Here is a 24,099-nt window from a genome sequence, read left to right as displayed (position 1 = left end):
TTGTCTTACTGTCAGAAGAAACGGAGTATTACTGACTAATATGTTTAAACGCGCTCGCTCAATTGCTTGCTTATGCATCGCAGCTACATTAAGCACCCCAACATTGGCAAATACCAATGGTTTGGAGCTACCGGATATCGGCACCGCTGCTGGCGGCACACTCACTATCGATCAAGAACTTATCTATGGTGATGCCTACATGCGCATCATCAGAAGCAGCCAGCCCATCGTCAACGATCCTGTTCTAAACCAATATATCGATACGCTCGGCCATCGCCTTGTCGCGAACGCGAATGATGTAAAGACCCCTTTCCAGTTCTTTATGATCCGTGACCGCAACATTAACGCCTTTGCATTCTTTGGTGGTTATGTTGCTTTGCACTCAGGTCTGTTCCTGCATGCACAATCTGAAAGTGAGTTAGCTTCAGTAATCGCGCACGAAATCGCGCACGTTACCCAACGTCACTTAGCACGTAGTATGGAAGATCAAGCTCGCCGTTCTCCAGCCACCATCGCAGCGCTAGCCGCCTCTGTATTATTGGCGATTGCTGCACCTGAAGCAGGTATCGCAGCCCTAACTGCTACAACTGCGGGTAACATGCAAAGCCAGATCAACTACACACGTAGTAATGAAAAAGAAGCCGACCGCTTTGGTATCAACACGCTCGCAAAAGCTGGGTTTGATGTGAATGCAATGCCACGTTTCTTTGGCCGCTTGGCTGATGAATACCGCTACGCAAGCACACCACCACCAATGCTACTGACTCACCCATTACCAGAAGATCGAATCACAGATTCTCGTGCCCGTGCTCGCAGCTATCCGCCACTTAAACTGGCTCCATCACTGGATTACCATCTGGCAAGAGCTCGCATTGTCGCGCGCTATGCGGGTATCAACAATGATGCGGCCTTGGACTGGTTTGCACGCCAACTAAAGAAAGCACCGAAAGCTATAGTGCCTTCATTAGAATATGGCCAAGCATTGGTTTATCTAGATACTAAAAAATTAGATAAAGCAGAGCCAATTCTAACCAAACTCATCAACAGCGATCCAACCAATCTGTTCTATTTAGATGCGATCTCAGATCTGCACATTGAACAGAAACAGCCCGAGATAGCGATTAAAGAACTTAAATCGGCACTGGTTCGCCAACCAAACAACCCGGTTCTGACCATTAACTACGCCAATGCGCTGATTGAAAATGAAGACCTACAGGAAGCCGTTCGCGTGCTGCAACGTTACACGCACGATAACCCGAACGACACCAATGGCTGGCACCTACTTTCAAAAGTAAATACGAGCTTAGGTAATAGCGACGAAGAATTGGCCGCTCGCGCAGAAATTTTGGCGCTGCAAGCTAACTGGAACAAAGCGATTCAGTACTACACGCAGGCCAGCCAAATTGCAGAACTCGGCAGTCTAAAACAAGCACGTTACGATGCTCGACTCGACCAGCTAATGATTCAGCGCGAGCGTTTCTTATCGCTGCAATAAGTTTGTTTCATTAGCCGTAATTCTTGGTAAAAGCATAGAAAGAAAGCTCAACATTACATAATAAAGAAGCTACTCAGGTGGCTTCAACTGAACAACTAAATCAAAAATAATAATGAGGAAGAACCATGTCTGTCGTGATTTATCATAACCCACGTTGCTCAAAGAGCCGTCAAACTCTCGAACTGCTTGAAGCGAACGGCGTACAGCCAGAGGTTATCAAATACCTAGACACACCTTTAACTATCGAGCAGCTTAAAGTGCTTTTCACTCAGCTTGGTTTTACCAGTGTGCGCGAGATGATGCGCACCAAAGAAGCAGATTACAAAGAAGCAAATCTTGGTGATGCATCGGTGACTGATGAAGATCTTTTCTCAGCAATGGCGGCAAACCCAAAACTGTTTGAACGCCCTGTTGTTGTTGCGAACAACAAAGCAAAAATTGGTCGTCCACCAGAGCAAGTATTAGAGATCCTGTAAGCCAATATGAGCATTAACATTCTTGTTCTCTACTACAGTCGCCACGGCAACACACAAGCGCTAGCAAGACAGATTGCACGAGGGGTTGAATCTATCCCGAACTGCGAAGCCATGCTGAGAACGGTGAACGACGTGTACACGGTAGAAGAGCAGCCTGATTCGCGTTATCAACCGACAGATCCTATTGCGACCTTGCAAGAGCTCCGTTCTTGCGATGGCTTAGCACTAGGTAGCCCAGTTTGGTTCGGCAACATGGCAGGGCCAATGAAGCACTTTTGGGATAGCACGACATCACTGTGGATCAATGGCGATCTCATCGATAAGCCAGCTTGTGTGTTTACTTCTTCTTCATCACTGCATGGTGGTCAAGAGACGACACAGCAAAGCATGATGCTGCCTCTACTTCATCATGGCATGTTAGTCGTGGGAATCCCCTACTCAGAACCTGCGCTGCACACCACTCAAACAGGTGGCACGCCTTACGGTGCAAGCAGTACTGGAGAGAGCGCTTCATTAAGTAAAGAAGAAATTGAGTTGGCACAGAACCTAGGCAAACGCTTAGCGCGCATCGCTATCAACCAGAAGGGAATCTCTCAATGATGTATATGCCAGAAACGGCTATGTCTCCCAAAACCAAGCTCTTTCGCTACCTAGCGTTAGCAGGTAATTTGCTGCTTTTATTTTGGGTGGTGGCTTGGCAGATGACGCTTTCACCGCACCCGCATCTTAGCAATGTCACACTTGCGATTGCTTGGGCTGTACCTCTGTTACTGCCATTACCGGGCATTCTAGCAGGCAAGCCTTATACGCACGCTTGGGCGAATTTCGTCTTAATGCTCTACTTCCTACACGCGTTAACGATTATGTATGTAGACGGTGGAGAGCGTTTGTTAGCGGCTGTAGAGCTACTCCTGACTAGCCTAGGCTTCGCAGGCAATATCTTATTTACCCGTTTTAGAGCCAAAGAGTTAGGTATTAAGCTTAAGCGCCTTTCTGAAGTAGAAAAGAAAGAGAAAGCTAAGTTCGAGCAATAATATTGCTTCGATGTTCTAGAGCTTATATGGCACCCAAGCAACAAAAAGCCCTGCGAGATAACTCTTGCAGGGCTTTTTTCATGATGTCATGTCAATCGATCATTCCAACGGACAGTTACGAACGAACCCATTCATATACTAGGCTTGGCTTAGCATGCACTGGTGCAGTTACCGTGAGTTCTTCCTCACCAGATTCGTCTAGCGTTACGTCAGAAGTCCTTGTTAGCTCAGCGTCCGTAGAGAGCTCGCTGCCTTTAATCACCTGAACGTTTGAGTCAGTCTCGCCACCCTCAGCATCAACAGCGTCTGTTGAATCATCGCCGACAGACATGGAGTTGTCTTGCGTTTCAAATTCAGGGCTCACTTCAGGTTCAATGTAAGACTCTTCAACCTTCGCGACTTGGCGAATGCTTTCAACTTCTTGCTCAAACTCTTGTTGAGTCGACAATAAATGAATTCGGAAAGTCACTTCGTTGTTTTGAATCTTAAGGATATCTAGGCTTGCAACTGAGTTTAAACGTTTAAGTGCACTCTCCAACTGGAAGAAGTCTTGCGCGTTATTCAGGCTAATAAACTGCGTTAAGATTGATTCCGAAGATTCACTCGCAACCGTTACTGCACTCTTACTCGCGTAGTAGTTACTGATTTGGTCAACAAGCTTCTTAGAAGTCGTCGCGCTGTTGCCCGATACTGAACCACTCACAGGCGATTTTGGTGCGCTCGTCAGTTGGTTTGGTTTTTGGTCATACAGAGTCCAGCGTAAGCCAGAAGATTGAGCTTTAATCACCAAAACAGCATCAACCGGGTAACGCTGACTCGCTTTACTGATTGGCGTAACAAAGCTACCCCAAAGATCAGAGGTCGCAATACCAGTAATATCGTCAAAATCACCGACTGGTAACGTCAGGGGTAAACCGCGCTCTTTTGCGTTGGCTTGTAAACCAGCAGCCAATTGTGAATTGGAGTGTTCCCACACAATATTCTTGTCGTAGTTCTGCTCTTCCACCAGCCAAACAAGAATATTTGAACGAGTGTCAGGCCAGTACGGCAACTGTGCTTGCGTCAATAGAGAACGGATTTGAGCGCCGTTAAAACGCATACGCAACGTTGATTGGTCATTGCTCTCGCCAAAGCTCATTTGAGACATGTACTGCGAACTCTTACGCATCGCCTTTTGAATCGTCTCATTCGAAGCGACATCAGTTTGGCCAGTCGCACGTATTAATACCTGCTCCATACCTGTATTTCTTGCCACTTGTTCTGGCTGTTTGTTTTCAGCGTTAATCGCAACTTCAGCACTAAAAATATCTACTTGAGTTAAGGCATAACTCGGAGAGGCTAATAGTCCCATCAACAACAATGCTATGTAGCGCATACTGATCCTAATATTCAAATCTTGTGCCTAGATGATAAGCAACTATGGATTGAGGGGCAAGGTCGATAGCGCCCACTGTGTTTAATAACCTTAAAATATCACCTGGCCATGATAAATCGCTCACTTATAAACTGAGTTTTTCGGGCGACGATGGATATAAAACATCACTAAGATAAATAAATTTGATCTATTTGGTGTGGCAATCGATTGCTAAGTGATAGAATCCCGCGAATTTTATTTTTCACTTTTCATATAACGACCATTTTTAAGGACATAACATGAAAAATGCTCTGCAAGGTGCGCAAATGCTGTTTGTAGCGTTTGGTGCGCTTGTACTGGTGCCACTACTAACAGGACTTGATCCCAACGTTGCACTATTTGGCGCAGGTATCGGTACCCTTTTATTCCAACTTATTACACGCCGTTCAGTGCCAATCTTCTTAGCATCTTCTTTTGCATTCATCGCCCCTATCATGTTTGGTATTCAAACTTGGGGCGTAGGTGCAACCATGGGCGGCCTAATGGCAGCCGGTGTTGTGTATGTATTAATGGGTGCCTTAATTAAGGTACGTGGTGTAGCCTTCATCCACAAACTGCTTCCACCCGTCGTGGTTGGCCCTGTAATCATGGTGATCGGTTTAGGTCTTGCGCCTGTTGCGGTAAACATGGCGTTAGGTAAAACAGGCGATGGTGCAGTTCAGCTTGTCGATGCAGATGCAGCACTGTGGATCTCTTCAATTTCACTGCTAGTAACGATTGTCATCAGTGTGTTCTCAAAAGGCTTCCTTAAGCTACTGCCTATCTTTGGTGGCATTGTCGCAGGTTACATCACAAGCTTAGTATACGGCGTCGTTGATTTTACCCCTGTCGCTCAAGCTGCTTGGTTAGCTCTACCTAACTTCACAGCGCCAGAATTCAACATCAACGCTATCTTCTTTATGGTGTTTGTTGCGATTGCCCCAGCCGTTGAACACGTTGGCGACATGCTTGCTATCTCTAACGTAACCGGCAAAGACTACCTTAAGAAGCCAGGTCTACACCGCACAATCACAGGTGACGGCGTGGCGACTATTGCAGCTTCTATGCTGGGCGCGCCACCAAACACAACCTACAGTGAAGTAACAGGTGCGGTAATGCTGACGAAAGCATTTAACCCAGTGATAATGACTTGGGCAGCAGTAACAGCGATTGTTCTAGCATTGGTTGGTAAGTTAGGTGCTCTACTTCAAACGATTCCAGTTCCTGTAATGGGCGGCATCATGATTCTACTGTTTGGTTCAATCGCAACAGTAGGCCTGAACACCCTAATTCAGAGCAAAGTTGACCTACACAAATCACGTAACCTTGTGATTGTCGGTATTACTCTAGTATTCGGTATTGGCGGCATGGCATTTGGCATCGGTGACTTTAGCCTTCAAGGCGTAAGCTTATGCGGTATCGTGGCGATTTTACTAAACCTAGTCCTTCCTGAAGAGCTAGGCGACAACACCGTTGTAGATAAAGCGCAAATAGACTAACTAAGTCGACAAACTGATACAGGCTTGTGGGCCTCAATAAAGAGCATCACAAGCTAGCAAGATCAAAAAAGGGAGAGCATCGAATGCTCTCCCTTTTTATTAATACGGCTAATTCAGCAGGTTAAGAAACGGTTTAGAGTAACTTAGGCTGAAACCGAATTACTTAGTACCGAAGATCTTATCACCAGCATCGCCAAGACCAGGTACAATGTAGCCCTTGTCGTTTAGCTTCTCATCGATTGCAGCCGTGTAAAGCTCAACGTCTGGGTGCGCTTTTTCTAGAGCTGCGATACCTTCAGGAGCCGCTACAAGCACAAGAATCTTAAAGTGCTTACAACCTTTCTCTTTCATCAGGTCAATCGTTGCGATCATAGAACCACCTGTCGCAAGCATTGGATCTACTACTAGAGCAATACGCTCGTCGATGTTAGATGCAAGCTTGTTGAAGTATGGTACTGGCTCAAGTGTTTCTTCGTCACGGTAGATACCAACAACGCTGATACGTGCACTTGGGATGTGCTCAAGAACGCCGTCCATCATGCCTAGACCAGCACGTAGGATTGGCACTACAGTTACTTTTTTACCTTTAATTTGGTCAACTTCAACTGGACCGTTCCAACCATTAATAGTTACACGCTCAGTTTCAAAGTCTGATGTCGCTTCGTATGTTAGAAGGCTACCCACTTCTGTCGCTAGCTCACGAAAACGCTTAGTGCTAATCTCACCTTCACGCATCAGGCCAATTTTATGTTTTACTAGCGGGTGTTTCACTTCAACAACTTTCATTTCCAACTCCGGCAATATTTAAACAAACCTGTAGATTATACACGAACTCTAAGGTTATTTCAGAATCTTTATTCTAATAAAAAAAACCGCGCAAACGTTTGCTCTTGGTAATCAAGCCCTGTTAGAATAGCGCCGTTTTCACATCCAACTTAAGTTCGAGGACTATCCCGTGAGTGGTAATACTTCTTCTCTAAGCTACAAAGACGCTGGTGTTGATATCGACGCAGGTAATGCACTAGTAGACCGTATTAAAGGTGCTGTTAAACGCACTCGTCGCCCTGAAGTAATGGGCGGTATTGGTGGCTTTGGCGCCCTATGTGAACTTCCAACGAAATACAAAGAGCCAGTGCTTGTTTCAGGTACTGATGGTGTTGGTACTAAACTTCGCCTTGCTTTGGATCTGAAAAAACACGACACCATTGGTATCGACCTAGTGGCAATGTGTGTGAACGACCTAATCGTTCAAGGTGGTGAGCCGCTATTCTTCCTAGACTACTACGCAACAGGTAAGCTAGATGTAGATACAGCAGCAGACGTTGTTTCTGGTATTGCTGAAGGCTGTGTTCAAGCTGGCTGTGCGCTAATCGGTGGTGAAACTGCTGAAATGCCGGGTATGTACGAAGGCGACGACTACGATGTAGCTGGCTTCTGTGTTGGTGTTGTGGAAAAAGCTGACATCATTGACGGTACTAAGGTAGCAGCAGGCGACGCACTTATCGCTGTTGGTTCAAGTGGTCCACACTCAAACGGTTACTCTTTAATTCGTAAAGTTCTAGAAGTTTCTGGTGCTGATAAGAGTGAAGAGCTAGAAGGTCGCACTATCGGTGAACACCTACTAGAACCGACTAAGATTTACATCAAGTCTGCACTTAAGATGATCGCAGAGCATGACATTCATGCTATCTCGCACATCACGGGTGGTGGTTTCTGGGAAAACATCCCACGCGTACTTCCTGAAGGTACTAAAGCCGTCATTGATGGCAAGAGCTGGGAATGGCCTGCTATCTTCAACTGGCTACAAGAGAAAGGTAACGTGGAGACATTTGAAATGTACCGCACTTTCAACTGTGGTGTAGGCCTAGTTGTTGCTCTACCTAAAGATCAAGCAGACGCTGCTGTTGAACTACTGAAAGCAGAAGGCGAAAACGCTTGGGTTATCGGTGAGATCGCAAACGCTGAAGCTGGCGAAGAGCAAGTAGAAATCAAATAAGTGATACGCTCACTTACTTAGTTAATCAATGAGGACCTAATGGTCCTCATTTTGCTATTTAGCCCGCAGAAAACCTTAGTTTATGTAGGTAAATTGTAAATACTTCAGTTAACCAATCGCATGACCCACTCTATGAAGAACAGCCATTCTATGAATAACAGTCACTCTAAGAAAAACATCGTCGTTTTAGTCTCAGGAAGCGGAAGTAACTTGCAGGCAATTTTAGATGCCTGTGATAGCCACACGATTGACGCCTCTGTTAAGGCCGTTTTCTCAAACAAAGCAGAGGCTTTTGGTCTAGAGAGAGCAAAGTCAGCAGGCGTTGACGCTCATTCGGTGAATCCAAAAGAATTTAATTCGCGTGAAGAATTTGATCATGAATTGATGGTTCAGATCGATGCTTACCAACCCGACCTGATTGTACTCGCTGGCTATATGCGCATTCTGAGTTCAGAGTTTGTTCGTCATTACGCGGGTAAAATGGTCAATATCCACCCTTCTCTGTTACCTAAGTATCCTGGGCTGCACACCCACCAGCGTGCTATTGATGCTCAGGACAAAGAGCATGGCACCAGCGTCCATTTTGTTACCGAAGAGCTCGATGGCGGTCCTGTAATCTTACAAGCTAAGGTGCCAGTATTTGAAGAGGATGATGCCGACATGCTAGCAAGCCGAGTGCTCACCCAAGAACACTGCATTTACCCTATGGTCTGCAAGTGGTTCGCGGAAGGTCGTTTATCAATGGCAAACGGACAAGCAATCTTAGACGGTAAACCATTAGGCAAGCACGGTTACGCAGAAGAGTAATTAGTTAAAACTAAACCAAATAAAAAAACAAAAAGGCCGCTTACTGATTCATTAGTTCAGTAAGCGGCCTTTCTTTTATGCGGTTCAAAATAGAACTATTAGGAATACTTAGCTCAATGGCTCAGTCGGTGCTTGGCTTGCAACCTTTTTAGGTGCGTAAGCAACATCTTCCAACGCTTTATGGTTATTACCGATCAGCTCACCAAAATGAAACAGGGCATATTCGCCTGGCTTCATTCTAAACCACTCTTCATTGCATGTTAGAGGCTGCGTTGCGACGACCGTAACCACATCATTTGGCGTGGTCTCTTCTTGGAAGTTTATCTCAACATCTTCATCAATCAGGCTAGCATTACCAAAAGGCGCACGTCTTGTTATCCAGTATAAGTGATTCGTACAGTAGGTCATGACGTACTCACCATCGCTGAGTAGCATGTTAAAGACACCTTTCTCACGCAGCTGGTCACAACACTCTGCAACAAAGCGAAACATGCCTTCCATGTCTTGTGGTGGTTCAGGGAAACGATCTTCTAATTGTTTCACTAACCAACAAAAAGAAAGTTCACTGTCCGTCTCACCGACAGGTCTGAAACGCCCACTAACTAGATCATCGTAATCCGTTAATTGGCCATTATGAGCGAAGGTCCAGTATCGTCCCCATAGCTCACGGGTAAATGGGTGAGTATTTTCTAGATTAACGCCACCACGATTGGCTTGACGGATATGACTGACAACAGCTTGGCTTTTAATTGGGTAGTTTTGAACTAACTCAGCAATCTTTGATTCACAGCTAGGGTTAGGATCTTTGAACGTTCGAAAGCCCTTCCCTTCATAAAAGGTGATTCCCCAACCATCACGATGTGGTCCGGTATTACCTCCACGCTGCATCAGGCCGGTGAAACTAAAACAAATATCAGTTGGCACATTCGCGCTCATACCGAGCAATTCACACATGGTTTAATCTACTCCCTTTTAAAACCAATGGAGCCTAAGCAGGGCTCCAAATGTCTGTAAAACTATTATTCCATTTCTTTTTCGACAAGCTGAATCACAATATGAATGATCTTAATGTGAATCTCTTGGATGCGGTCAGCGTAACCAAAATGCGGAACTCGGATTTCGATATCAGCACAACCTGCCATTTTACCGCCATCTTTACCCGTCAATGCAATCGTCTTCATTCCTTTAGCTTGAGCAGCTTCAATCGCTTTCAAAATATTGGCAGAGTTACCTGAAGTCGACAAACCAAACAACACATCGCCTTTACGACCCACGGCTTCTACATAACGAGAAAAGACATGATCGTAACCAAAATCGTTACTTACACAAGACAGGTGGCTAGGATCTGAAATCGCAATACCAGCGTAGCCTGGGCGATTTTCACGGTAACGGCCAGTTAGCTCTTCCGCGAAGTGCATCGCATCACAGTGTGAACCACCGTTACCACAAGAAAGCACTTTGCCTTCTTGTTTAAATGAGTCAGCAATCAATTTTGCCGCAGCTTCGATCTGAGCGATATTATGATCATCACTCAAAAACTTGTTAAGAACGTCAGCAGCTTCGTTCAATTCACTTTTGATTAGGTCTTGGTACATAAGGCTTATCTCTTATATTTTTTGACGCAACTTGAAGTGCGTGAAATGAGAACTGAGGGTTTTCCCCTCTTTATTACTGAGTTTACCCACAAACATGAAATAGTGTCGATACTTAAGCCAAAAGATTGCTACCAAAATTAATATCTCACTGCAGAACCGTCCAATTATTCACCACCAACCTCTCACAATTAGAATTTTAACTCTATTGAGATCACTTTTTACCCAATTTAGAGTTTTACAAATATTTAATATTTTGTTTACACTTAACTGGTTAGACCTCTTACCTAAAATCATAACGATAAGTGATCTCTGAAAAGGAAATCGATCATGAACATATTGCTCTCCCTACTTGCCATGACAACCATCTTTGGTGTCTGCCTTTACCATAGAGTTAGTCTGGTACGTGCTTTAATCGTATTAACCGGTTCAATGGTTGTACTGACATTGTTTGGCGGCGTAGCTGTCACTGGCTGGCTTTGTTACCTCTTGGCCGTTGCAATGCTTGCTGTACCTGCAATTCGTCAAACCATCATCAGCCAAAAAGCACTTTCTTTGTTTAAGAAAGTACTCCCTGCAATGTCACAGACAGAAAAAGAAGCATTGGAAGCGGGTACCGTATGGTGGGAAGCTGAGCTGTTCAAAGGCAAACCAGAATGGAAGAAACTTCAGGACATTGCTGACCCTAAGCTTTCTGAAGCTGAACAAGCCTTTTTAAACGGACCTGTAAATCAGGTTTGTGAAATGGTGAACGATTACCAGGTGACGCATGAGTTAGCGGATCTTCCACCAGAAGTATGGCAATTCCTAAAAGACCACAAGTTCTTTGCCATGATCATCAAAAAGAAATACGGCGGTTTAGAATTCTCAGCTTACGCTCAGTCTTTGGTTCTACAGAAGCTAACAGGTGTTTCGAGCGTATTATCATCGACAGTTGGCGTACCTAACTCACTAGGCCCTGGTGAGCTATTGCAGCACTACGGCACAGAAGATCAAAGAAACCATTACCTGCCACGCCTAGCTGAAGGTAAAGAGATCCCTTGTTTCGCACTGACCAGTCCAGAAGCAGGCTCAGACGCAGGCTCTATCCCAGATTATGGTGTGGTATGTAAGGGTGAATGGGAAGGTGAAGAAGTATTGGGCATGCGCCTAACTTGGAACAAGCGTTACATCACTCTCGCGCCTGTCGCGACTGTTTTGGGATTAGCCTTTAAACTTCGCGACCCGGATGGTCTGCTTGGCGATCAAAAAGACCTTGGTATCACCTGTGCGCTTATCCCAACTGATTTAAAAGGTGTTGAGATTGGCAATCGCCATTTCCCACTCAATGTTCCATTCCAAAACGGTCCAACTCAGGGCGACGACATCTTCGTACCAATCGATTTCATCATTGGTGGCCAGAAAATGGCAGGCCAAGGCTGGCGTATGCTGGTTGAATGTTTGTCGGTTGGTCGTGGTATCACGCTGCCTTCAAACTCAACGGGTGGTATCAAAACAGCCGCGCTTGCTACGGGTGCTTACGCTCGCATTCGTCGTCAGTTCAAACAACCAATTGGCCGTATGGAAGGGGTTGAAGAGCCACTAGCACGCCTAGCGGGTAATGCTTACGTGATGGATGCAGCGAGTAACCTAACCGTTGCAGGTATCGACCTTGGCGAAAAACCTTCAGTTATCTCTGCCATCGTTAAGTACCACTGTACTCACCGTGGCCAACGCAGCATCATCGATGCGATGGATATCGTCGGTGGTAAAGGCATTTGCTTAGGTCCATCAAACTTCTTAGCGCGTGGCTACCAAGGTTCGCCAATCGCGATTACCGTTGAAGGGGCAAACATCCTGACTCGTTCAATGATCATCTACGGTCAAGGCGCGATTCGTTGTCACCCTTATGTTCTAAACGAAATGGAAGCGGCTTATTCTGAAAGCAGCGATGCTCTTGATAAGTTTGATTCTGCGTTAGCTGGCCACGTTAGCTTTACACTCAGTAACCTCGTTCGCAGTTTGTGGTTTGGTTTAACCGACGGTCGTGGTTCTGATACGCCAACTCCAGTTAATAAAACTGACAAACAAACACAGCGCTACTACCAAAAATTGAACCGCTACAGCGCTAACCTAGCGCTACTGTCTGATATTTCAATGGCAGTACTAGGTGGTTCTTTGAAACGTAGAGAGCGTCTTTCTGCAAGACTGGGCGATATCCTGAGTCAACTCTACTTAGGGTCTGCAACACTTAAGCGTTTTGAAAGTGAAGGCAGCCACGCTGAGGATCTACCGCTAGTACATTGGGGTATGCAAGATAGCTTACGTCAAACTGAAGTCGCGATTGATGAGTTCCTAGCGAACTTCCCTAACCCGGTAATTGGACGCCTACTTCGTGTTGTACTGATGCCATTTGGTCGTATTCGTCGTGCACCCAATGACAAACTGGATAGCCAAGTAGCAAGCATACTACAGACACCAAGTGAAACTCGTTCACGTATTGGCCGCGGTCAATACTTAGAAGCAACGGAATACAACCCTGTTGGTAAAATAGAAAAAGCACTAGAAGTGATTCTTCAAGCAGAGCCTTTATTCGACAAAGTCTGCAAAGAGACGCATCAAAAACGCGCTTTCTTAAGACTCGATCTTGTTGCTCAATTAGGACTTGAGAAAGGTATTTTAAATGAGCAAGAAGCTGCGTTGCTTGTTAGCGCTGAAGAACACCGACTATACACAATTAACGTTGACGACTTCGCACCAGAGGAACTCACAGCAAAGTCACAATACCCAGGTCAATCGATTGATAACGTGGCCTAGCCAAAGTATCAGTATGTAACTAAGCAACTCAGTTGCGAAACCAGATACACGAGATAGACCAGAAGCAAAAACGGGACTCATAGAGTCCCGTTTTTTTATATCACAATAAAGTAGTCGTAATGTTACATCCATGAGCGACTTACATCGATGAGCTCATTACATCTATGAGCTAGAGCGAACGCTGAATGACCTTGCCAGCGGCTACTCCTGTTTTATTTAGGAGCTCTTAGTTGCATCTCAGGTTGAGCTTGCTTCTTCGCGGTCACTTTACGAATCACAAACCAGATCAATAAACCCAAGAGAATTGCGACAACATTACCGATAGCGATGATGATCATACTGCGTTGTCGGTCATCTTCGCGTTTCTGAAGAATCATCAACTCTGTCGCAATACGTTTTTTCTCAGCTAGCGCTTCTTCTTGAAGACGTCTTGACTCCGCTAAATCGATATCTTCAACAACGCTGTATGATTGTTCTGTAATTGGGAAGATCAGTGGACGTTGACTTGAAGCATCGGTGGCGTAAACCATCCCTGACCAACTATAAATCCCCAAATCACCATTGTAAGGCACCTCTAAAGGCACTTTCATCGCATCGACTTCAGCTTGCCCTTGCTTATACGTTACATACTCATCAGGGGCTTTGTGTTCAACATGAACGGCTAATGAGCTTGGGGCTATCATGCCCGGCTCACCTGATACGACTATCGTATGAGGCAGCCCTTCTTTGCGAGACTGAATAAATGTTGTGGTGAGCGGTGTTGGATAGACCAATACCTCTTGCTCTTGCGCTCGAAGAAACACACCATTGCCAGAAGTAATACGCGCACGGTATTTACCCGGCTCAATATCAATCGGTAACGACACAGTAAAAACGCCATCTCCGGCTTGCTCATCAAGACCACTGCCATCGTCGGCAAATTCGCCCATCACAACTGGAATTGGCCGCGCCTCTCTCACTAAAGACTCTTCATTTTCAACGAACTTAGTAAACGTAACTTTAAGCTTTACGCGATCTAAAAAATCGCGCAACACTAAAGGTTTGCCGTCTGATGTCAAACGAGCCGTAAATTTAATATTTTCGGTTTGATACAGTTTGTCTGGGAAGTCATTGGCATCTAAAACAAGGTGAGACAATAGCTTGATGTTGTTCTTAGGTGAGACCTTACCAACCGCTTGCCAAGGGCCCGGCATCGGTTTGTCGATAGATATGATGTCCATTGATGATTCTTCGTACCAACGGACATTATCGGCATTGCGCCAAGCGTAGTACTTCTTGCCATCAGGGCGAACCAAAACGACGGGTTTAGAGTTATCGGCTCGATAAATCACAAAGGTGACTTGTTCAATACTGGGATCAACACGAAAGCGATTGTCCAATAAACTCATTACGGATTCCGTTGCCGCATGCAAGCTAAAGCTTAACAGCAATAAGTAACCGGTAGCCAATACCCTTAACATACTTTCTCCCTACTGACGCCAGAGGCAGCTTCCGCTTTTCTCGACGAGATCTAAACGACTTTGATGCGCTTCTACTTCATCGGCCGTAGCTCGTAAAACCTTTAGGGATTTTCGACCACTTTCTGCTCTTCGGATACTTTCTGCACCACCATCTTGTTGGCCAGCGTTAAATTGCAGCGAAGTTTGTCCACCTGTCATCAATAAATAGACGTCAGCTAGAATCTCCGCATCGAGTAAAGCGCCGTGGAGAGTACGGTGTGAGTTATCAATACCATAACGATCACATAAGATATCTAGGTTGTTTCTTTTACCCGGGAATATCTTTTTCGCCATCGCCAAGGTATCGGTAACTTTGCAGTAGTCATCCGTTTTACCAATCGCAGGGTTAAGCTTCTCAAACTCATAGTCCATAAAACCCGTATCGAAGGGCGCATTGTGAGCCACCAGCTCAGCACCTTTGATAAAGTCGAGAAACTCTTTGTGAATATCTTGATACTCAGGCTTATCTACCAAGAACTCATCAGTAATACCGTGAACGCCAATCGCCTCTTCTTGAATGGCACGATCGGGTTTGATGTAGACGTGAAAATGACGCCCGGTCAATCTACGGTTGATGATCTCGACGGCACCGATTTCTACGATGCGATGACCCATATAGTGAGGACCACCTTCCGTATTCATACCGGTTGTTTCGGTATCGAGTACAATGATGCGTTTGTTTTCTGCGTTCGCCCCATTTTCTGATTTGGAGTTCGCTGCTGCGTCAACGCTTTGTTCTGGAGTGCTACTGGTATTCATAAGGATATCTGTGTCAGACTATGCCGATAATGTGCTTGAGGTAATAGTATCAAATCATGACGAAACAAGTTGAAATTTTCACTGATGGTTCTTGTTTAGGCAATCCAGGTCCCGGTGGCTATGGCATCGTACTTCGCTATAAAAAAGTCGAAAAGACACTCGCAGAAGGCTTCACACTGACGACCAACAATCGAATGGAAATGCTCGCCGCAGTCATTGCGCTTCAAGCACTCAAAGAACCCTGCTCTGTGATTCTGACAACAGACAGCCAATACGTACGTCAGGGCATCACCCAGTGGATCCATAACTGGAAAAAGCGTGATTGGAAAACAGCAGATAAGAAGCCAGTTAAGAACGCCGACCTTTGGCAAAGGCTAGATAAAGAGACCGCGCGTCATAGCGTTGATTGGCGTTGGGTAAAAGGACACGCAGGACACAGAGAGAACGAAATGTGTGATGACCTAGCGAGAACCGCTGCTGAGAACCCAACTCAAGAAGATACGGGCTACCAACCAAGCTAATTGATAATTTCTTAGCCTAATTAATAGATGAAAGCCGACGACTAGTCGGCTTTTTCTGTTTTTAGCGGATATGAAGCCTTGTTTGAATGCTGCGTGGGACGGCTATTGGTTCTAAAGCTTGCTCCAACCGGAGAAAAGCGTCGTTTAAGGTGCCAATGAGGCTTAATCGGTTTGAGCGGATAAGTACGCTTACGAGCAACAATAAAATATTGGCTTCCCGCAAAGGATGCACAGCCACCCAAGCTGTTCTCTAACCAAGTCCACATCGCCTGATATTTACTCATCGGAAACAACGCATAGGTATCGCAGTGAATCACTTCATAATTCAACACACCTAACCAATCTTTCACACGATTTGGCGTATACATACGACCACTCCAAGGCAAACTGTTCTTACGCCAAGGCAGTAAACTTGCGAGTCCGGTAATACTAAACGGATTAAAGCCAGTAATGATGATATAGCCATCATCCATCATCACTCGATCAACCTCTCTCAATAATCGGTGAGGGTCGTTGCTATAATCTAATTGATGACTGAGCACCACAACATCAAAGCTTTTCTCTAAAAAGGGTAAATTATAGCCATCCGCTATCACATTATGTAATGGGTTCTGGATATCTAGGTTTACTTGATGTTGAATGTTGCATGTGCAGCTAGAAATCTCACTACTGAGGCCGCCAAGCTTGAGCATATGGTAGCCAAATAGCTTTGGACACCACTCATCGAGTCGAGTTTGAATAGATTCTCTCAACCAGTCCCCATTGTGCAACTGTGCCCAAGTGTAAGGACATTCAAACTTTTTTCTGCTACGTGCTGGCTTCATCAATAATCTGTCTCACTTATTCTGTCTCACTAAAAGTGACTGGAGAACCAATAATGTTACATATCAAAAGCATACCTGCATTTAACGACAATTACATCTGGCTGATTCAAAATAGCGATCGCCGTTGTGCTGTCGTCGACCCTGGTGATGCTGCTCCAGTATTAGAGTACTTAGCACACCATGAGCTAACTTTAGATGCAATCTTGATTACACACCACCACCATGATCACATTGGTGGCGTTCCAGAGTTAGTCAGACAATTCCCAAGCGTAGACGTCGTTGGTCCTAGAAATGAGCCAATTCCAACCCTGACTCACCCAGTCGATGACGGTGACCAGTTGGAACTGTTTGGTGAGGTGTTCCTAGTGCTTGGGCTAAGTGGCCATACTGCGGGGCACATTGGTTATGTAGGTGATGCAAAACTATTTTGTGGTGATGTGCTGTTTTCAGCTGGCTGCGGCCGAATCATGGAAGGCACACCACAACAGATGTTTGATGCACTGAACAAGATCACGGCGCTCCCTCAAGAAACTGAAGTCTATTGTGCACACGAATACACTGCCGCCAATATCGCTTTCGCACTAGCTGTTGAGCCTGATAACCAACATTTGCAGCAATATCGCGACCAAGTGAACCGACTGCGTGCGCAAAATAAGTCGACCATCCCCACAAATTTGAGACAAGAGAAGTTCGTTAACCCTTTCTTGCGTTACACCGAGCCAAGTGTAATCAAATCAGTCTCTAACCGCACCGAAAACACCGATCCTCTGTCAGTGTTCACCGCTTTACGTACGTGGAAGAACGAATTTTAACAAATACAGACTTGTCACTCATAGGGGGTGGCAAGTATTATCATCGGCCGTTTATTAAAAAGGCTGTAACATGCGAGTTAAGTACAGCTGGGCTTTGGTACTACTACTTTCTGGTTGCCAATTAACTCAGTCAGAGAATCCAGACCAAGCTTCCGAGCAAACCAACACATCTCCTACTAAAGAAGTTTCTCAAGCGAACGTTTCATCAGAAGCGACCAAAGAAGAACCCAAAGTTGAAGCACCTGTCGTTACTCCACAAACACAACAAGATGTTTGGAAACGTATTGCGATGCAACTTGAAATGGAAGTACCAGACCAAAAGAAGGTCGATTACTACCGAACTTGGTATCTAAAGCACCCTAGTCATCTAAAGACCGTCTCACAACGTGCTGAACCCTTCCTTTATCTGATCACAACTAAGATTGAAGAAAAAGGCCTACCACTAGAATTGGCATTGTTGCCAGTTGTAGAAAGTTCTTTCGATGCGTTTGCCTACTCTCATGGCAGCGCTGCAGGTCTATGGCAATTTATTTCTGGCACAGGCAAAGATTACGGACTAGAACAGAACTTCTGGTACGACGGTCGTCGTGATGTCGCCGCTTCTACCGACGCTGCATTGGATTTCCTATCAGACCTCAACAGACGTTTCGATGGCGATTGGAACCATGCCATTGCTGCCTATAACAGTGGCGGTGGTCGTGTAAGCAGTGCTATCCGCAAGAACAAGAAGCTAGGTAAGCCAATCGACTTCTTCTCTTTGGATTTACCAAAAGAGACCAGCAGCTACGTACCTAAGCTACTTGCACTCGCTGACGTCATTGCCAACCAAGAAAAGTATGGCATCGACATTCCTGCAATCCCTAACAAGCCGGTATTGACACTGGTTAACCCAGACGAACAACTTGATCTGGCGATTGCGGCAAACTACGCAGGCATTCCGGTAAAAGAGCTGCAAGGCTACAACCCCGCTTATAACCAGTGGGCGACGGCGTCAGAAAAACATCAGCAATTATTACTTCCTCTAAGCTCTGTTGAGAAGTTCAACAAAGAAGTGGCCGCCAATAAAGGCAAAGGCATGAAGTTGGTGCGTTATAAAGTGCAATCTGGCGATAGCATCAGCGTGCTGGCGAGTAAATACAACACCACCAGCAAAGTGATTCGCTCTGCAAACGGGATGAGCAACAACAATATCCGTATTGGTCAGCACCTACTTATCCCAACCTCAACCAAAGACGACAAAACGTACGCACTAAGCGCTTCAAACCGCCTAGCAAGCACACAGTCGAAGAGTCGAGGTCAATATAAGCTAAGCCATACGGTAAGAAGTGGTGACAGCTTATGGACGATTGCACGCGCAAATAAGGTATCTCACCAATCATTGGCTAAGTGGAATGGCATGGGACCACGCGACACACTACGTATTGGTCAAGAACTGGTCATTTGGAAGAATGGTTCAGACGGCGCCATCATCCGCACTATCTTTTATAACGTAAGATCGGGTGACACAGTCAGCGGTATTGCATCAAAGTTCAAAGTAAAAAGTGCAGATGTTGTAAAATGGAACACTTTGCAGAACAAAAAATACCTACAGCCAGGACAGAAACTGAAGCTGTATGTTGATGTAACTAAGGTAAGTGTATGAACCCGTCAAGTAACCCACTCGTCATGCTGTTGGATATTTTCCGAGCACCAACAGCTTGTTTCTTAGCGCTTTATCAGCGAAGTGCTTGGGGATGGCAACCCTACGTCGTATTAATACTCAGTCCATTTTTATTTTGGGGTGCCTATTTTTCGAATGTAGATTTTGCATGGTTAAGCGCAGAGTTGTCACAGCAACTTGCTCAAACGAACCCAGATCAATTGGCGTTACTTGACAGCAATACCCTACTCGCAAGTGAAATCATCAGCGATGTGTTTGGCCGAACGTTAACCATCGCTCTGTTGGCGTTCTGGTTTAACCTAGCAACCAAACCAAGCCAACATCAGCACAGTTACTGGCGATGGTTTGCAGCTTCATCTGTTGTGATGTTCCCGGCTGTATTAGGGGATGTGGCAAGCTACGCAAGCCTTATACTCAAGCACGGACATGTGATGAACTACGCGGCCGACTTGAACAGCTTAAACGGCTTAATCAAGTTACCGCTCACCAGTGACTGGTCGCAGTTTGCTAGCTCATTACCACTGTTGCTGCCATGGTACATTGTGCTGGGTTATGCCGCAGTATTGACGTGGACTGAGTTTGAACGCGGGCAAGCGCTTGTGATTTCAGGCTTACCATGGGTTGGCTACTACCTAATCTGGGCACTCTACATTTTAATCTTTTAAGTTGAAGAGATAAGGCTAGCGAAAACTCTCTAGCCTATTTGCTCCGTTAGATTACCCAACGTAACCACCGTGCGAATGGTTAAGCTCCAATAGCTAATAACTATTTAGCCTTAAAGGTCACTTGCATAGGGTTATGATCAGAAGCGTCCGTAATGGGCGCTTTTGCTTTTTCTACCTCTAAGCCACGATAAAACACATGGTCCAGCACTAAGCCCGTAATAAATTGGGTGCGGTTATCTGGCTCAAAGGCAACTTCCGTCAAACCAACCTTCTCCAACGCATCTTTCAATACAGCAAAGCGAGCTTCACTCCAGCTATTAAAGTCCCCAGCAAAAATAACAGGCCCACGATACTGTTGCAGATTGTCAGTTAAGCTCTTGAGCTGAGCCTCGTAATCTTCCGTACCAAAGGTAAAGTTCACGGCATGGATATTAATGACCGCCAGTTCTTCACCATTACTCAGCTGATAACGAGACCAGAGTGCCGATTTGGGCAATTGAAGCCAAGGTTCTTCATAAGTATAAGCACAAGCTTCGATCGGTAGATGCGTCGCTAGGTTAAGTACGCCTGCACTTTGTTCAAAAGCTTCAAATGCATTCACTCGAGTACTTCCCCACTGGCCACTCGTCACCCATTGACGAAGCCCTTCTGTCATACTCGCCTCTTGCAGTAACACTAGATCGCTTCCTGCCGACAGCTTATTCAGTTCACTCTGCCAATTACTGCGGTTTTGCTTGTAAATATTCCACACGGTGAGACTCAATCCGTCAGATACATCAATCGCCTTCGGTTTCGAGTTTTGATAGCAGCTATAGATATCATTACTGGTATTTTGAGAGGAAGTGATCAGGTTAGGTTTATTCGGGATCACGAAGATAAGATGAAAACTAGCAACAGCAAGTATTATCAAAACTGCGATAACCATGATGGTTTTCTTAAACATACAGCACCCTACCAGAAATGAAAAAGGAGCGATAAACGCTCCTTTTAAGGTAATAGTTTTTTTATACGGCGTCTTCGTCTTCTTCGCCAGTACGAATACGTACCACACGTTCAACATCAGTAATGAAGATCTTACCGTCGCCGATTTTACCAGTTTGAGCCGTTTCGATAATGGTATCAACACATTGGTCAGCCACTTCGTCGGTCACAACAATTTCCAATTTCACTTTAGGTAAAAAGTCGACCATGTACTCTGCGCCGCGGTATAGCTCAGTATGACCTTTCTGGCGTCCAAAGCCTTTAACTTCAGATACTGTCATACCCGTAATGCCCACTTCTGCAAGTGCTTCACGTACATCATCAAGCTTGAATGGCTTAATAATGGCTTCAATCTTTTTCATGTTCATCCCTTAAACTGTACGAATAGGTCATTATCGGTTAGCTATAGTAAACATTCAATGAAAAAAGCCAGAGCTTTAAAGCTCTGGCTCGAAATTTATCGTCTTGTTTAATCAGCGCTTTGAGAGGGTTTTACTTAAGGCTTGCGTAGTAAGCGGCTAGATTTGCGATGTCTTCATCACTCAGCATAGAAGCTTGAGCCTGCATTACAGCGGCCAAACCACCATTACGCTGTTTTGTTTTGTACGCATTGATTGATGAAACGATGTACTGTTCGTTTTGTCCTTTCAGGTTTGGGTAACCCGGAATCATAGCGATACCATCAGCACCATGACACGCCGCACAGATCGCTGCTTTAGCTTGACCTGCAGCAACATCACCCGCCAGAGCGTTACCACTCAATAGTCCGAATCCAAGAACTAATCCTAGTGTAATTTTCTTCATTGCATATTCCATTAATTATTTTTATTAAAGTGACGTCGAATTGTGACACAAACTTTTTCTACTTGCTCCAAAGCGCTTCACAATCTTGACCTTCGTAGTTCTTATCTACGAATAATCCTAAAACAGCGATCACTCGATCGCCATCCATTAATATGGGTGTTCTGCGTCTTAACCAACTGGGTACTTGGTATTCCTGAAACAGCTTCTTGAGCTTTCTGCTATGCCCGCGCCCGACAGGATGAGCCGAGAGCCCTTCAGGGTTAAAAATGACTCGTAGTGATTCGCTTGTGTTCGACAAGCTAAAGCTTTGCGAATCACAGTTATGAGTAACAGAATCACTCGGTAATGAGTTGATGTGGATCTCACCTAAACCATCAGGCAATAATAAATTCTCATCAATCAAGATTTCACTTACCCAGTTCGACAAATCTTTGGTGTCTTGTACCAAATAGAGCTGATTATTAAAGCGCCTAATCTCAACATCATTCAACACCAGCTTAGGATTGGCATCTGCCTGAGCACAAGCCACTTCATCCCAAATAAGTTTTAGCTGCTTTTGGCTTGGCATCGATTGATTACAATGGCTGACCCACATTCTGATCAAACGTGCTCGTAACAAATCAGAATGCTGAGATAACGCCTCAATGCTTAAGCTCTGGCTATCTCCCAAAGCTTGCTGGAAGTGTGATTCAAGCAACTCATCGAGCAGTAACTCTTGCTCTGCGCAAAGCTGAGCACTGCGGCTTACCGACTCGCGAAAACTAGGCCAGCGCTCAGTCAGCGTTGGCGTTACTTGATGGCGAATGAAATTCCGGTCAAAACGCAGATTCTGATTACTCTCATCTTCGACCCAAGTTAAGCCCATATCGCGCGCAGATTCTTCTATATCCGCTCGAGTCACTGACAGCAAAGGCCTCACAATAAACGCTTCGCCAAACGACATCACTTTCGCCATTGAAGAGAGTCCTTTCGGACCACTACCACGTTTTAACGCCAGCAAGAAAGTCTCAAGTTGGTCGTCAATGTGTTGGCCTGTAACAAGCACATCGGCCTGTCTGATGTGCTGCTGAAAAGCTTGGTATCGAGCATCTCGAGCAAGCTTTTCAACGCTCTCACCACAGTTGATACCCAACGAGACCTTTTCTACTGCTAACGAAACCGACAAAGCATCACACCATGTTTGGCATTGTTCTACCCAGTGGTCGGCGTTTTCGCTTAGGCCATGATGAACATGTACCGCACGACACTCAATGCCATGCGTTTGCGCGTACTGCGCCGCTAACTCTAACAAAACTCGAGAATCAACACCGCCACTGAAAGCCACAACCAATCGACTAGGCTTGAGTGCGCTTTGATGAAGTACCGATGTGAAGGTTTCGATTAAGTGAGTCATGAGCGAGTGAACCATGAGAGTAGGTTTGAAGGGGGAATGTTCTAATAATAAAAAAGGGCTGGCACTGAGTCCAACCCTTTCATCATCTTGTTACTTTAAGCTGCCTCATTTCAAGGCACGCTTATCAGCAGTAACCGTAGCTCATTAGGCGTTGGTAACGACGCTCAAGAAGCGATTCGTTGTCAAACTGCTCTAACTCTTCTAGCTGTTTAACTAGCATGTCTTTCATGTTCTGAGCCGTTTGTACTGGATCGCGGTGCGCGCCACCTAGAGGCTCAGGAATGATTTCGTCGATAAGCTCTAGCTCTTTCAGGCGAGGAGCAACTAAGCCCATCGCTTCTGCAGCTTGTGGCGCTTTATCTGAATCACGCCACAAGATTGAAGCACAACCTTCTGGAGATATTACTGAGTACGTAGAGTACTGGAGCATGTTCACGTAGTCGCCAACACCAATCGCTAGTGCACCACCTGAACCGCCTTCACCCACAACGTTACAGATAACTGGCACAGATAGGCCAGCCATAACTTTAAGGTTCTTTGCGATAGCTTCAGATTGACCACGTTCTTCAGCACCAACACCAGGGTATGCACCCGCTGTGTCGATGAAAGTAATGATTGGCATGTTGAAACGCTCTGCCGTTTCCATTAAGCGAAGTGCCTTACGGTAACCTTCTGGCTTTGGCATACCAAAGTTACGAATCACTTTTTCTTTAGTCTCACGACCTTTCTGGTGACCAATAACCATAACAGGACGACCATTTAGACGAGCCATACCACCCACAATTGCTTTGTCGTCAGCGAAAGCGCGATCGCCCGCCATCTCTTCAAATTCTGTGAAGGCATGCTCCAGGTAATCTTTGGTGTACGGACGTTGCGGGTGACGAGCAAGTTGAGCTACTTGCCATGCACCTAGGTCACTAAAGATTTTCTGTTTAAGCTCTAAGCTTTTTTTCTCTAGTTGTTCAATTTCTTTGTCTAGATCTACCGCTGTGTCACCACCGTGACGTGAAACGTCACGTAGCGCTTCGATTTTTGCTTCAAGTTCAGCGATAGGCTTTTCAAATTCTAGAAAGTTCAGGCTCATCTATGAATC

Annotated in this window: 24 protein-coding genes; 12 read left to right on the top strand and 12 right to left on the bottom strand. The window is 45.4% G+C overall.

Features of this window, described 5'->3' with window-relative positions:
- Positions 1-40: 40 nt before the first annotated feature.
- The 4 genes from ED652_RS00665 to ED652_RS00650 all read left to right on the top strand — a co-directional run bounded on the left by ED652_RS00665 (position 41) and on the right by ED652_RS00650 (position 3,005).
- The gene (locus ED652_RS00665; protein WP_122053205.1) at positions 41-1,495 is read left to right on the top strand and encodes a M48 family metallopeptidase; all 1,455 of its coding nucleotides are present in this window, start codon (positions 41-43) and stop codon (positions 1,493-1,495) included.
- Between the two features lie 125 nt (positions 1,496-1,620).
- Entirely contained in the window at positions 1,621-1,971 is a 351-nt protein-coding gene (gene arsC, locus ED652_RS00660) for an arsenate reductase (glutaredoxin) (protein WP_017107214.1), read from the top strand.
- Positions 1,972-1,977: 6 nt separating this feature from the next.
- Positions 1,978-2,571 carry an NAD(P)H:quinone oxidoreductase gene (gene wrbA, locus ED652_RS00655; RefSeq protein ID WP_102297115.1) on the top strand — a complete coding sequence of 198 codons (594 nt, stop codon included), beginning with the start codon at positions 1,978-1,980 and terminating at the stop codon, positions 2,569-2,571.
- Complete coding sequence (locus ED652_RS00650) at positions 2,568-3,005, top strand: DUF2069 domain-containing protein (RefSeq protein ID WP_017107212.1); 438 nt, start codon at positions 2,568-2,570, stop codon at positions 3,003-3,005. The genes wrbA and ED652_RS00650 overlap by 4 nt, the downstream gene beginning before the upstream one ends.
- 115 nt (positions 3,006-3,120) lie before the next feature.
- Here ED652_RS00650 and ED652_RS00645 read toward each other — a convergent pair whose 3' ends face one another.
- The gene (locus ED652_RS00645; RefSeq protein ID WP_122053204.1) at positions 3,121-4,380 is read right to left on the bottom strand and encodes a DUF2066 domain-containing protein; all 1,260 of its coding nucleotides are present in this window, start codon (positions 4,378-4,380) and stop codon (positions 3,121-3,123) included.
- A gap of 278 nt (positions 4,381-4,658) precedes the next feature.
- Between ED652_RS00645 and ED652_RS00640 the strand changes: the two genes are divergently transcribed.
- Entirely contained in the window at positions 4,659-5,897 is a 1,239-nt protein-coding gene (locus ED652_RS00640) for a uracil-xanthine permease family protein (RefSeq protein ID WP_099165302.1), read from the top strand.
- A 159-nt stretch (positions 5,898-6,056) separates the two neighbouring features.
- Here ED652_RS00640 and upp read toward each other — a convergent pair whose 3' ends face one another.
- Positions 6,057-6,683, bottom strand: coding sequence for a uracil phosphoribosyltransferase (upp, locus tag ED652_RS00635; protein WP_017060716.1), 627 nt, complete (start codon positions 6,681-6,683; stop codon positions 6,057-6,059).
- Between the two features lie 169 nt (positions 6,684-6,852).
- Between upp and purM the strand changes: the two genes are divergently transcribed.
- Together purM and purN are read left to right on the top strand one after the other, a co-directional pair.
- The gene (gene purM, locus ED652_RS00630; RefSeq protein WP_008222945.1) at positions 6,853-7,893 is read left to right on the top strand and encodes a phosphoribosylformylglycinamidine cyclo-ligase; all 1,041 of its coding nucleotides are present in this window, start codon (positions 6,853-6,855) and stop codon (positions 7,891-7,893) included.
- 120 nt (positions 7,894-8,013) lie between these two features.
- On the top strand, positions 8,014-8,700 hold the full coding sequence (gene purN, locus ED652_RS00625) for a phosphoribosylglycinamide formyltransferase (RefSeq protein WP_122053203.1): 687 nt from the start codon (positions 8,014-8,016) through the stop codon (positions 8,698-8,700).
- A 108-nt stretch (positions 8,701-8,808) separates the two neighbouring features.
- Here purN and ED652_RS00620 read toward each other — a convergent pair whose 3' ends face one another.
- Both ED652_RS00620 and lpcA read right to left on the bottom strand, forming a co-directional pair.
- Entirely contained in the window at positions 8,809-9,654 is an 846-nt protein-coding gene (locus ED652_RS00620) for a class II glutamine amidotransferase (protein WP_017079424.1), read from the bottom strand.
- Positions 9,655-9,719: 65 nt separating this feature from the next.
- The gene (lpcA, locus tag ED652_RS00615) at positions 9,720-10,295 is read right to left on the bottom strand and encodes a D-sedoheptulose 7-phosphate isomerase (RefSeq protein WP_017063379.1); all 576 of its coding nucleotides are present in this window, start codon (positions 10,293-10,295) and stop codon (positions 9,720-9,722) included.
- 327 nt (positions 10,296-10,622) lie between these two features.
- Between lpcA and fadE the strand changes: the two genes are divergently transcribed.
- A complete protein-coding gene (fadE, locus tag ED652_RS00605) occupies positions 10,623-13,088 on the top strand; it encodes an acyl-CoA dehydrogenase FadE (RefSeq protein ID WP_122053202.1) in 2,466 nt (821 codons plus the stop codon).
- 212 nt (positions 13,089-13,300) lie between these two features.
- Here fadE and ED652_RS00600 read toward each other — a convergent pair whose 3' ends face one another.
- Positions 13,301-14,548: a TIGR03503 family protein gene (locus tag ED652_RS00600; protein ID WP_122053201.1), complete on the bottom strand. Its 1,248-nt coding sequence runs from the start codon at positions 14,546-14,548 to the stop codon at positions 13,301-13,303.
- Positions 14,549-14,557: 9 nt separating this feature from the next.
- Positions 14,558-15,346, bottom strand: a complete 789-nt coding sequence (dnaQ, locus tag ED652_RS00595) for a DNA polymerase III subunit epsilon (protein ID WP_170960633.1) — start codon at positions 15,344-15,346, stop codon at positions 14,558-14,560.
- Between the two features lie 56 nt (positions 15,347-15,402).
- On the opposite strand from dnaQ, the gene rnhA reads away from it, so the two are divergent.
- Positions 15,403-15,867: a ribonuclease HI gene (rnhA, locus tag ED652_RS00590; RefSeq protein ID WP_017107203.1), complete on the top strand. Its 465-nt coding sequence runs from the start codon at positions 15,403-15,405 to the stop codon at positions 15,865-15,867.
- 41 nt (positions 15,868-15,908) lie between these two features.
- Here the strand turns inward: rnhA and ED652_RS00585 are convergent, their stop codons facing one another.
- The gene (locus ED652_RS00585) at positions 15,909-16,691 is read right to left on the bottom strand and encodes a class I SAM-dependent methyltransferase (RefSeq protein ID WP_029225915.1); all 783 of its coding nucleotides are present in this window, start codon (positions 16,689-16,691) and stop codon (positions 15,909-15,911) included.
- A gap of 53 nt (positions 16,692-16,744) precedes the next feature.
- Between ED652_RS00585 and gloB the strand changes: the two genes are divergently transcribed.
- From gloB to ED652_RS00570, 3 genes are all read left to right on the top strand, one after another.
- A complete protein-coding gene (gloB, locus tag ED652_RS00580) occupies positions 16,745-17,503 on the top strand; it encodes a hydroxyacylglutathione hydrolase (RefSeq protein ID WP_017107201.1) in 759 nt (252 codons plus the stop codon).
- A 70-nt stretch (positions 17,504-17,573) separates the two neighbouring features.
- On the top strand, positions 17,574-19,145 hold the full coding sequence (locus ED652_RS00575; RefSeq protein WP_122053200.1) for a LysM peptidoglycan-binding domain-containing protein: 1,572 nt from the start codon (positions 17,574-17,576) through the stop codon (positions 19,143-19,145).
- Positions 19,142-19,828 (top strand): YIP1 family protein, encoded by a 687-nt coding sequence (locus ED652_RS00570; protein ID WP_017110376.1) that lies wholly within the window; start codon positions 19,142-19,144, stop codon positions 19,826-19,828. Before ED652_RS00575 ends, ED652_RS00570 begins: the two co-directional genes overlap by 4 nt.
- A gap of 100 nt (positions 19,829-19,928) precedes the next feature.
- Here ED652_RS00570 and ED652_RS00565 read toward each other — a convergent pair whose 3' ends face one another.
- The 5 genes from ED652_RS00565 to accA form a co-directional block, all read right to left on the bottom strand.
- Positions 19,929-20,771, bottom strand: a complete 843-nt coding sequence (locus tag ED652_RS00565) for an endonuclease/exonuclease/phosphatase family protein (protein ID WP_122053199.1) — start codon at positions 20,769-20,771, stop codon at positions 19,929-19,931.
- A 61-nt stretch (positions 20,772-20,832) separates the two neighbouring features.
- Positions 20,833-21,171 (bottom strand): nitrogen regulatory protein P-II, encoded by a 339-nt coding sequence (gene glnB, locus ED652_RS00560; RefSeq protein WP_004738609.1) that lies wholly within the window; start codon positions 21,169-21,171, stop codon positions 20,833-20,835.
- A gap of 130 nt (positions 21,172-21,301) precedes the next feature.
- Positions 21,302-21,613 (bottom strand): cytochrome c, encoded by a 312-nt coding sequence (locus tag ED652_RS00555; RefSeq protein ID WP_004734334.1) that lies wholly within the window; start codon positions 21,611-21,613, stop codon positions 21,302-21,304.
- A gap of 58 nt (positions 21,614-21,671) precedes the next feature.
- Positions 21,672-23,006: a tRNA lysidine(34) synthetase TilS gene (tilS, locus tag ED652_RS00550; RefSeq protein ID WP_122053198.1), complete on the bottom strand. Its 1,335-nt coding sequence runs from the start codon at positions 23,004-23,006 to the stop codon at positions 21,672-21,674.
- A 124-nt stretch (positions 23,007-23,130) separates the two neighbouring features.
- On the bottom strand, positions 23,131-24,090 hold the full coding sequence (accA, locus tag ED652_RS00545; protein WP_122053197.1) for an acetyl-CoA carboxylase carboxyl transferase subunit alpha: 960 nt from the start codon (positions 24,088-24,090) through the stop codon (positions 23,131-23,133).
- Positions 24,091-24,099: the final 9 nt, after the last annotated feature.

The sequence above is a fragment of the Vibrio sp. Evd11 genome, from assembly GCF_900382755.1.
Taxonomy (GTDB): Bacteria; Pseudomonadota; Gammaproteobacteria; order Enterobacterales; family Vibrionaceae; genus Vibrio; species Vibrio lentus.
This window is presented reverse-complemented; position numbering and strand designations above follow the sequence as displayed.

What these genes read in the sequence shown, in the direction of transcription:
- ED652_RS00565 (WP_122053199.1), bottom strand. Translation starts at nt 20,771, where the DNA reads ATGTTTAAGAAAACCATCATGGTTATCGCAGTTTTGATAATACTTGCT.
- ED652_RS00620 (WP_017079424.1), bottom strand. Translation starts at nt 9,654, where the DNA reads ATGTGTGAATTGCTCGGTATGAGCGCGAATGTGCCAACTGATATTTGT.
- ED652_RS00575 (WP_122053200.1), top strand. Translation starts at nt 17,574, where the DNA reads ATGCGAGTTAAGTACAGCTGGGCTTTGGTACTACTACTTTCTGGTTGC.
- dnaQ (WP_170960633.1), bottom strand. Translation starts at nt 15,346, where the DNA reads ATGAATACCAGTAGCACTCCAGAACAAAGCGTTGACGCAGCAGCGAAC.
- lpcA (WP_017063379.1), bottom strand. Translation starts at nt 10,295, where the DNA reads ATGTACCAAGACCTAATCAAAAGTGAATTGAACGAAGCTGCTGACGTT.
- wrbA (WP_102297115.1), top strand. Translation starts at nt 1,978, where the DNA reads ATGAGCATTAACATTCTTGTTCTCTACTACAGTCGCCACGGCAACACA.
- gloB (WP_017107201.1), top strand. Translation starts at nt 16,745, where the DNA reads ATGTTACATATCAAAAGCATACCTGCATTTAACGACAATTACATCTGG.
- ED652_RS00640 (WP_099165302.1), top strand. Translation starts at nt 4,659, where the DNA reads ATGAAAAATGCTCTGCAAGGTGCGCAAATGCTGTTTGTAGCGTTTGGT.
- ED652_RS00570 (WP_017110376.1), top strand. Translation starts at nt 19,142, where the DNA reads ATGAACCCGTCAAGTAACCCACTCGTCATGCTGTTGGATATTTTCCGA.
- ED652_RS00585 (WP_029225915.1), bottom strand. Translation starts at nt 16,691, where the DNA reads ATGAAGCCAGCACGTAGCAGAAAAAAGTTTGAATGTCCTTACACTTGG.
- upp (WP_017060716.1), bottom strand. Translation starts at nt 6,683, where the DNA reads ATGAAAGTTGTTGAAGTGAAACACCCGCTAGTAAAACATAAAATTGGC.
- arsC (WP_017107214.1), top strand. Translation starts at nt 1,621, where the DNA reads ATGTCTGTCGTGATTTATCATAACCCACGTTGCTCAAAGAGCCGTCAA.
- ED652_RS00650 (WP_017107212.1), top strand. Translation starts at nt 2,568, where the DNA reads ATGATGTATATGCCAGAAACGGCTATGTCTCCCAAAACCAAGCTCTTT.
- glnB (WP_004738609.1), bottom strand. Translation starts at nt 21,171, where the DNA reads ATGAAAAAGATTGAAGCCATTATTAAGCCATTCAAGCTTGATGATGTA.
- purN (WP_122053203.1), top strand. Translation starts at nt 8,014, where the DNA reads ATGACCCACTCTATGAAGAACAGCCATTCTATGAATAACAGTCACTCT.
- fadE (WP_122053202.1), top strand. Translation starts at nt 10,623, where the DNA reads ATGAACATATTGCTCTCCCTACTTGCCATGACAACCATCTTTGGTGTC.
- ED652_RS00665 (WP_122053205.1), top strand. Translation starts at nt 41, where the DNA reads ATGTTTAAACGCGCTCGCTCAATTGCTTGCTTATGCATCGCAGCTACA.
- ED652_RS00645 (WP_122053204.1), bottom strand. Translation starts at nt 4,380, where the DNA reads ATGCGCTACATAGCATTGTTGTTGATGGGACTATTAGCCTCTCCGAGT.
- ED652_RS00600 (WP_122053201.1), bottom strand. Translation starts at nt 14,548, where the DNA reads ATGTTAAGGGTATTGGCTACCGGTTACTTATTGCTGTTAAGCTTTAGC.
- accA (WP_122053197.1), bottom strand. Translation starts at nt 24,090, where the DNA reads ATGAGCCTGAACTTTCTAGAATTTGAAAAGCCTATCGCTGAACTTGAA.
- tilS (WP_122053198.1), bottom strand. Translation starts at nt 23,006, where the DNA reads ATGACTCACTTAATCGAAACCTTCACATCGGTACTTCATCAAAGCGCA.
- ED652_RS00555 (WP_004734334.1), bottom strand. Translation starts at nt 21,613, where the DNA reads ATGAAGAAAATTACACTAGGATTAGTTCTTGGATTCGGACTATTGAGT.
- rnhA (WP_017107203.1), top strand. Translation starts at nt 15,403, where the DNA reads ATGACGAAACAAGTTGAAATTTTCACTGATGGTTCTTGTTTAGGCAAT.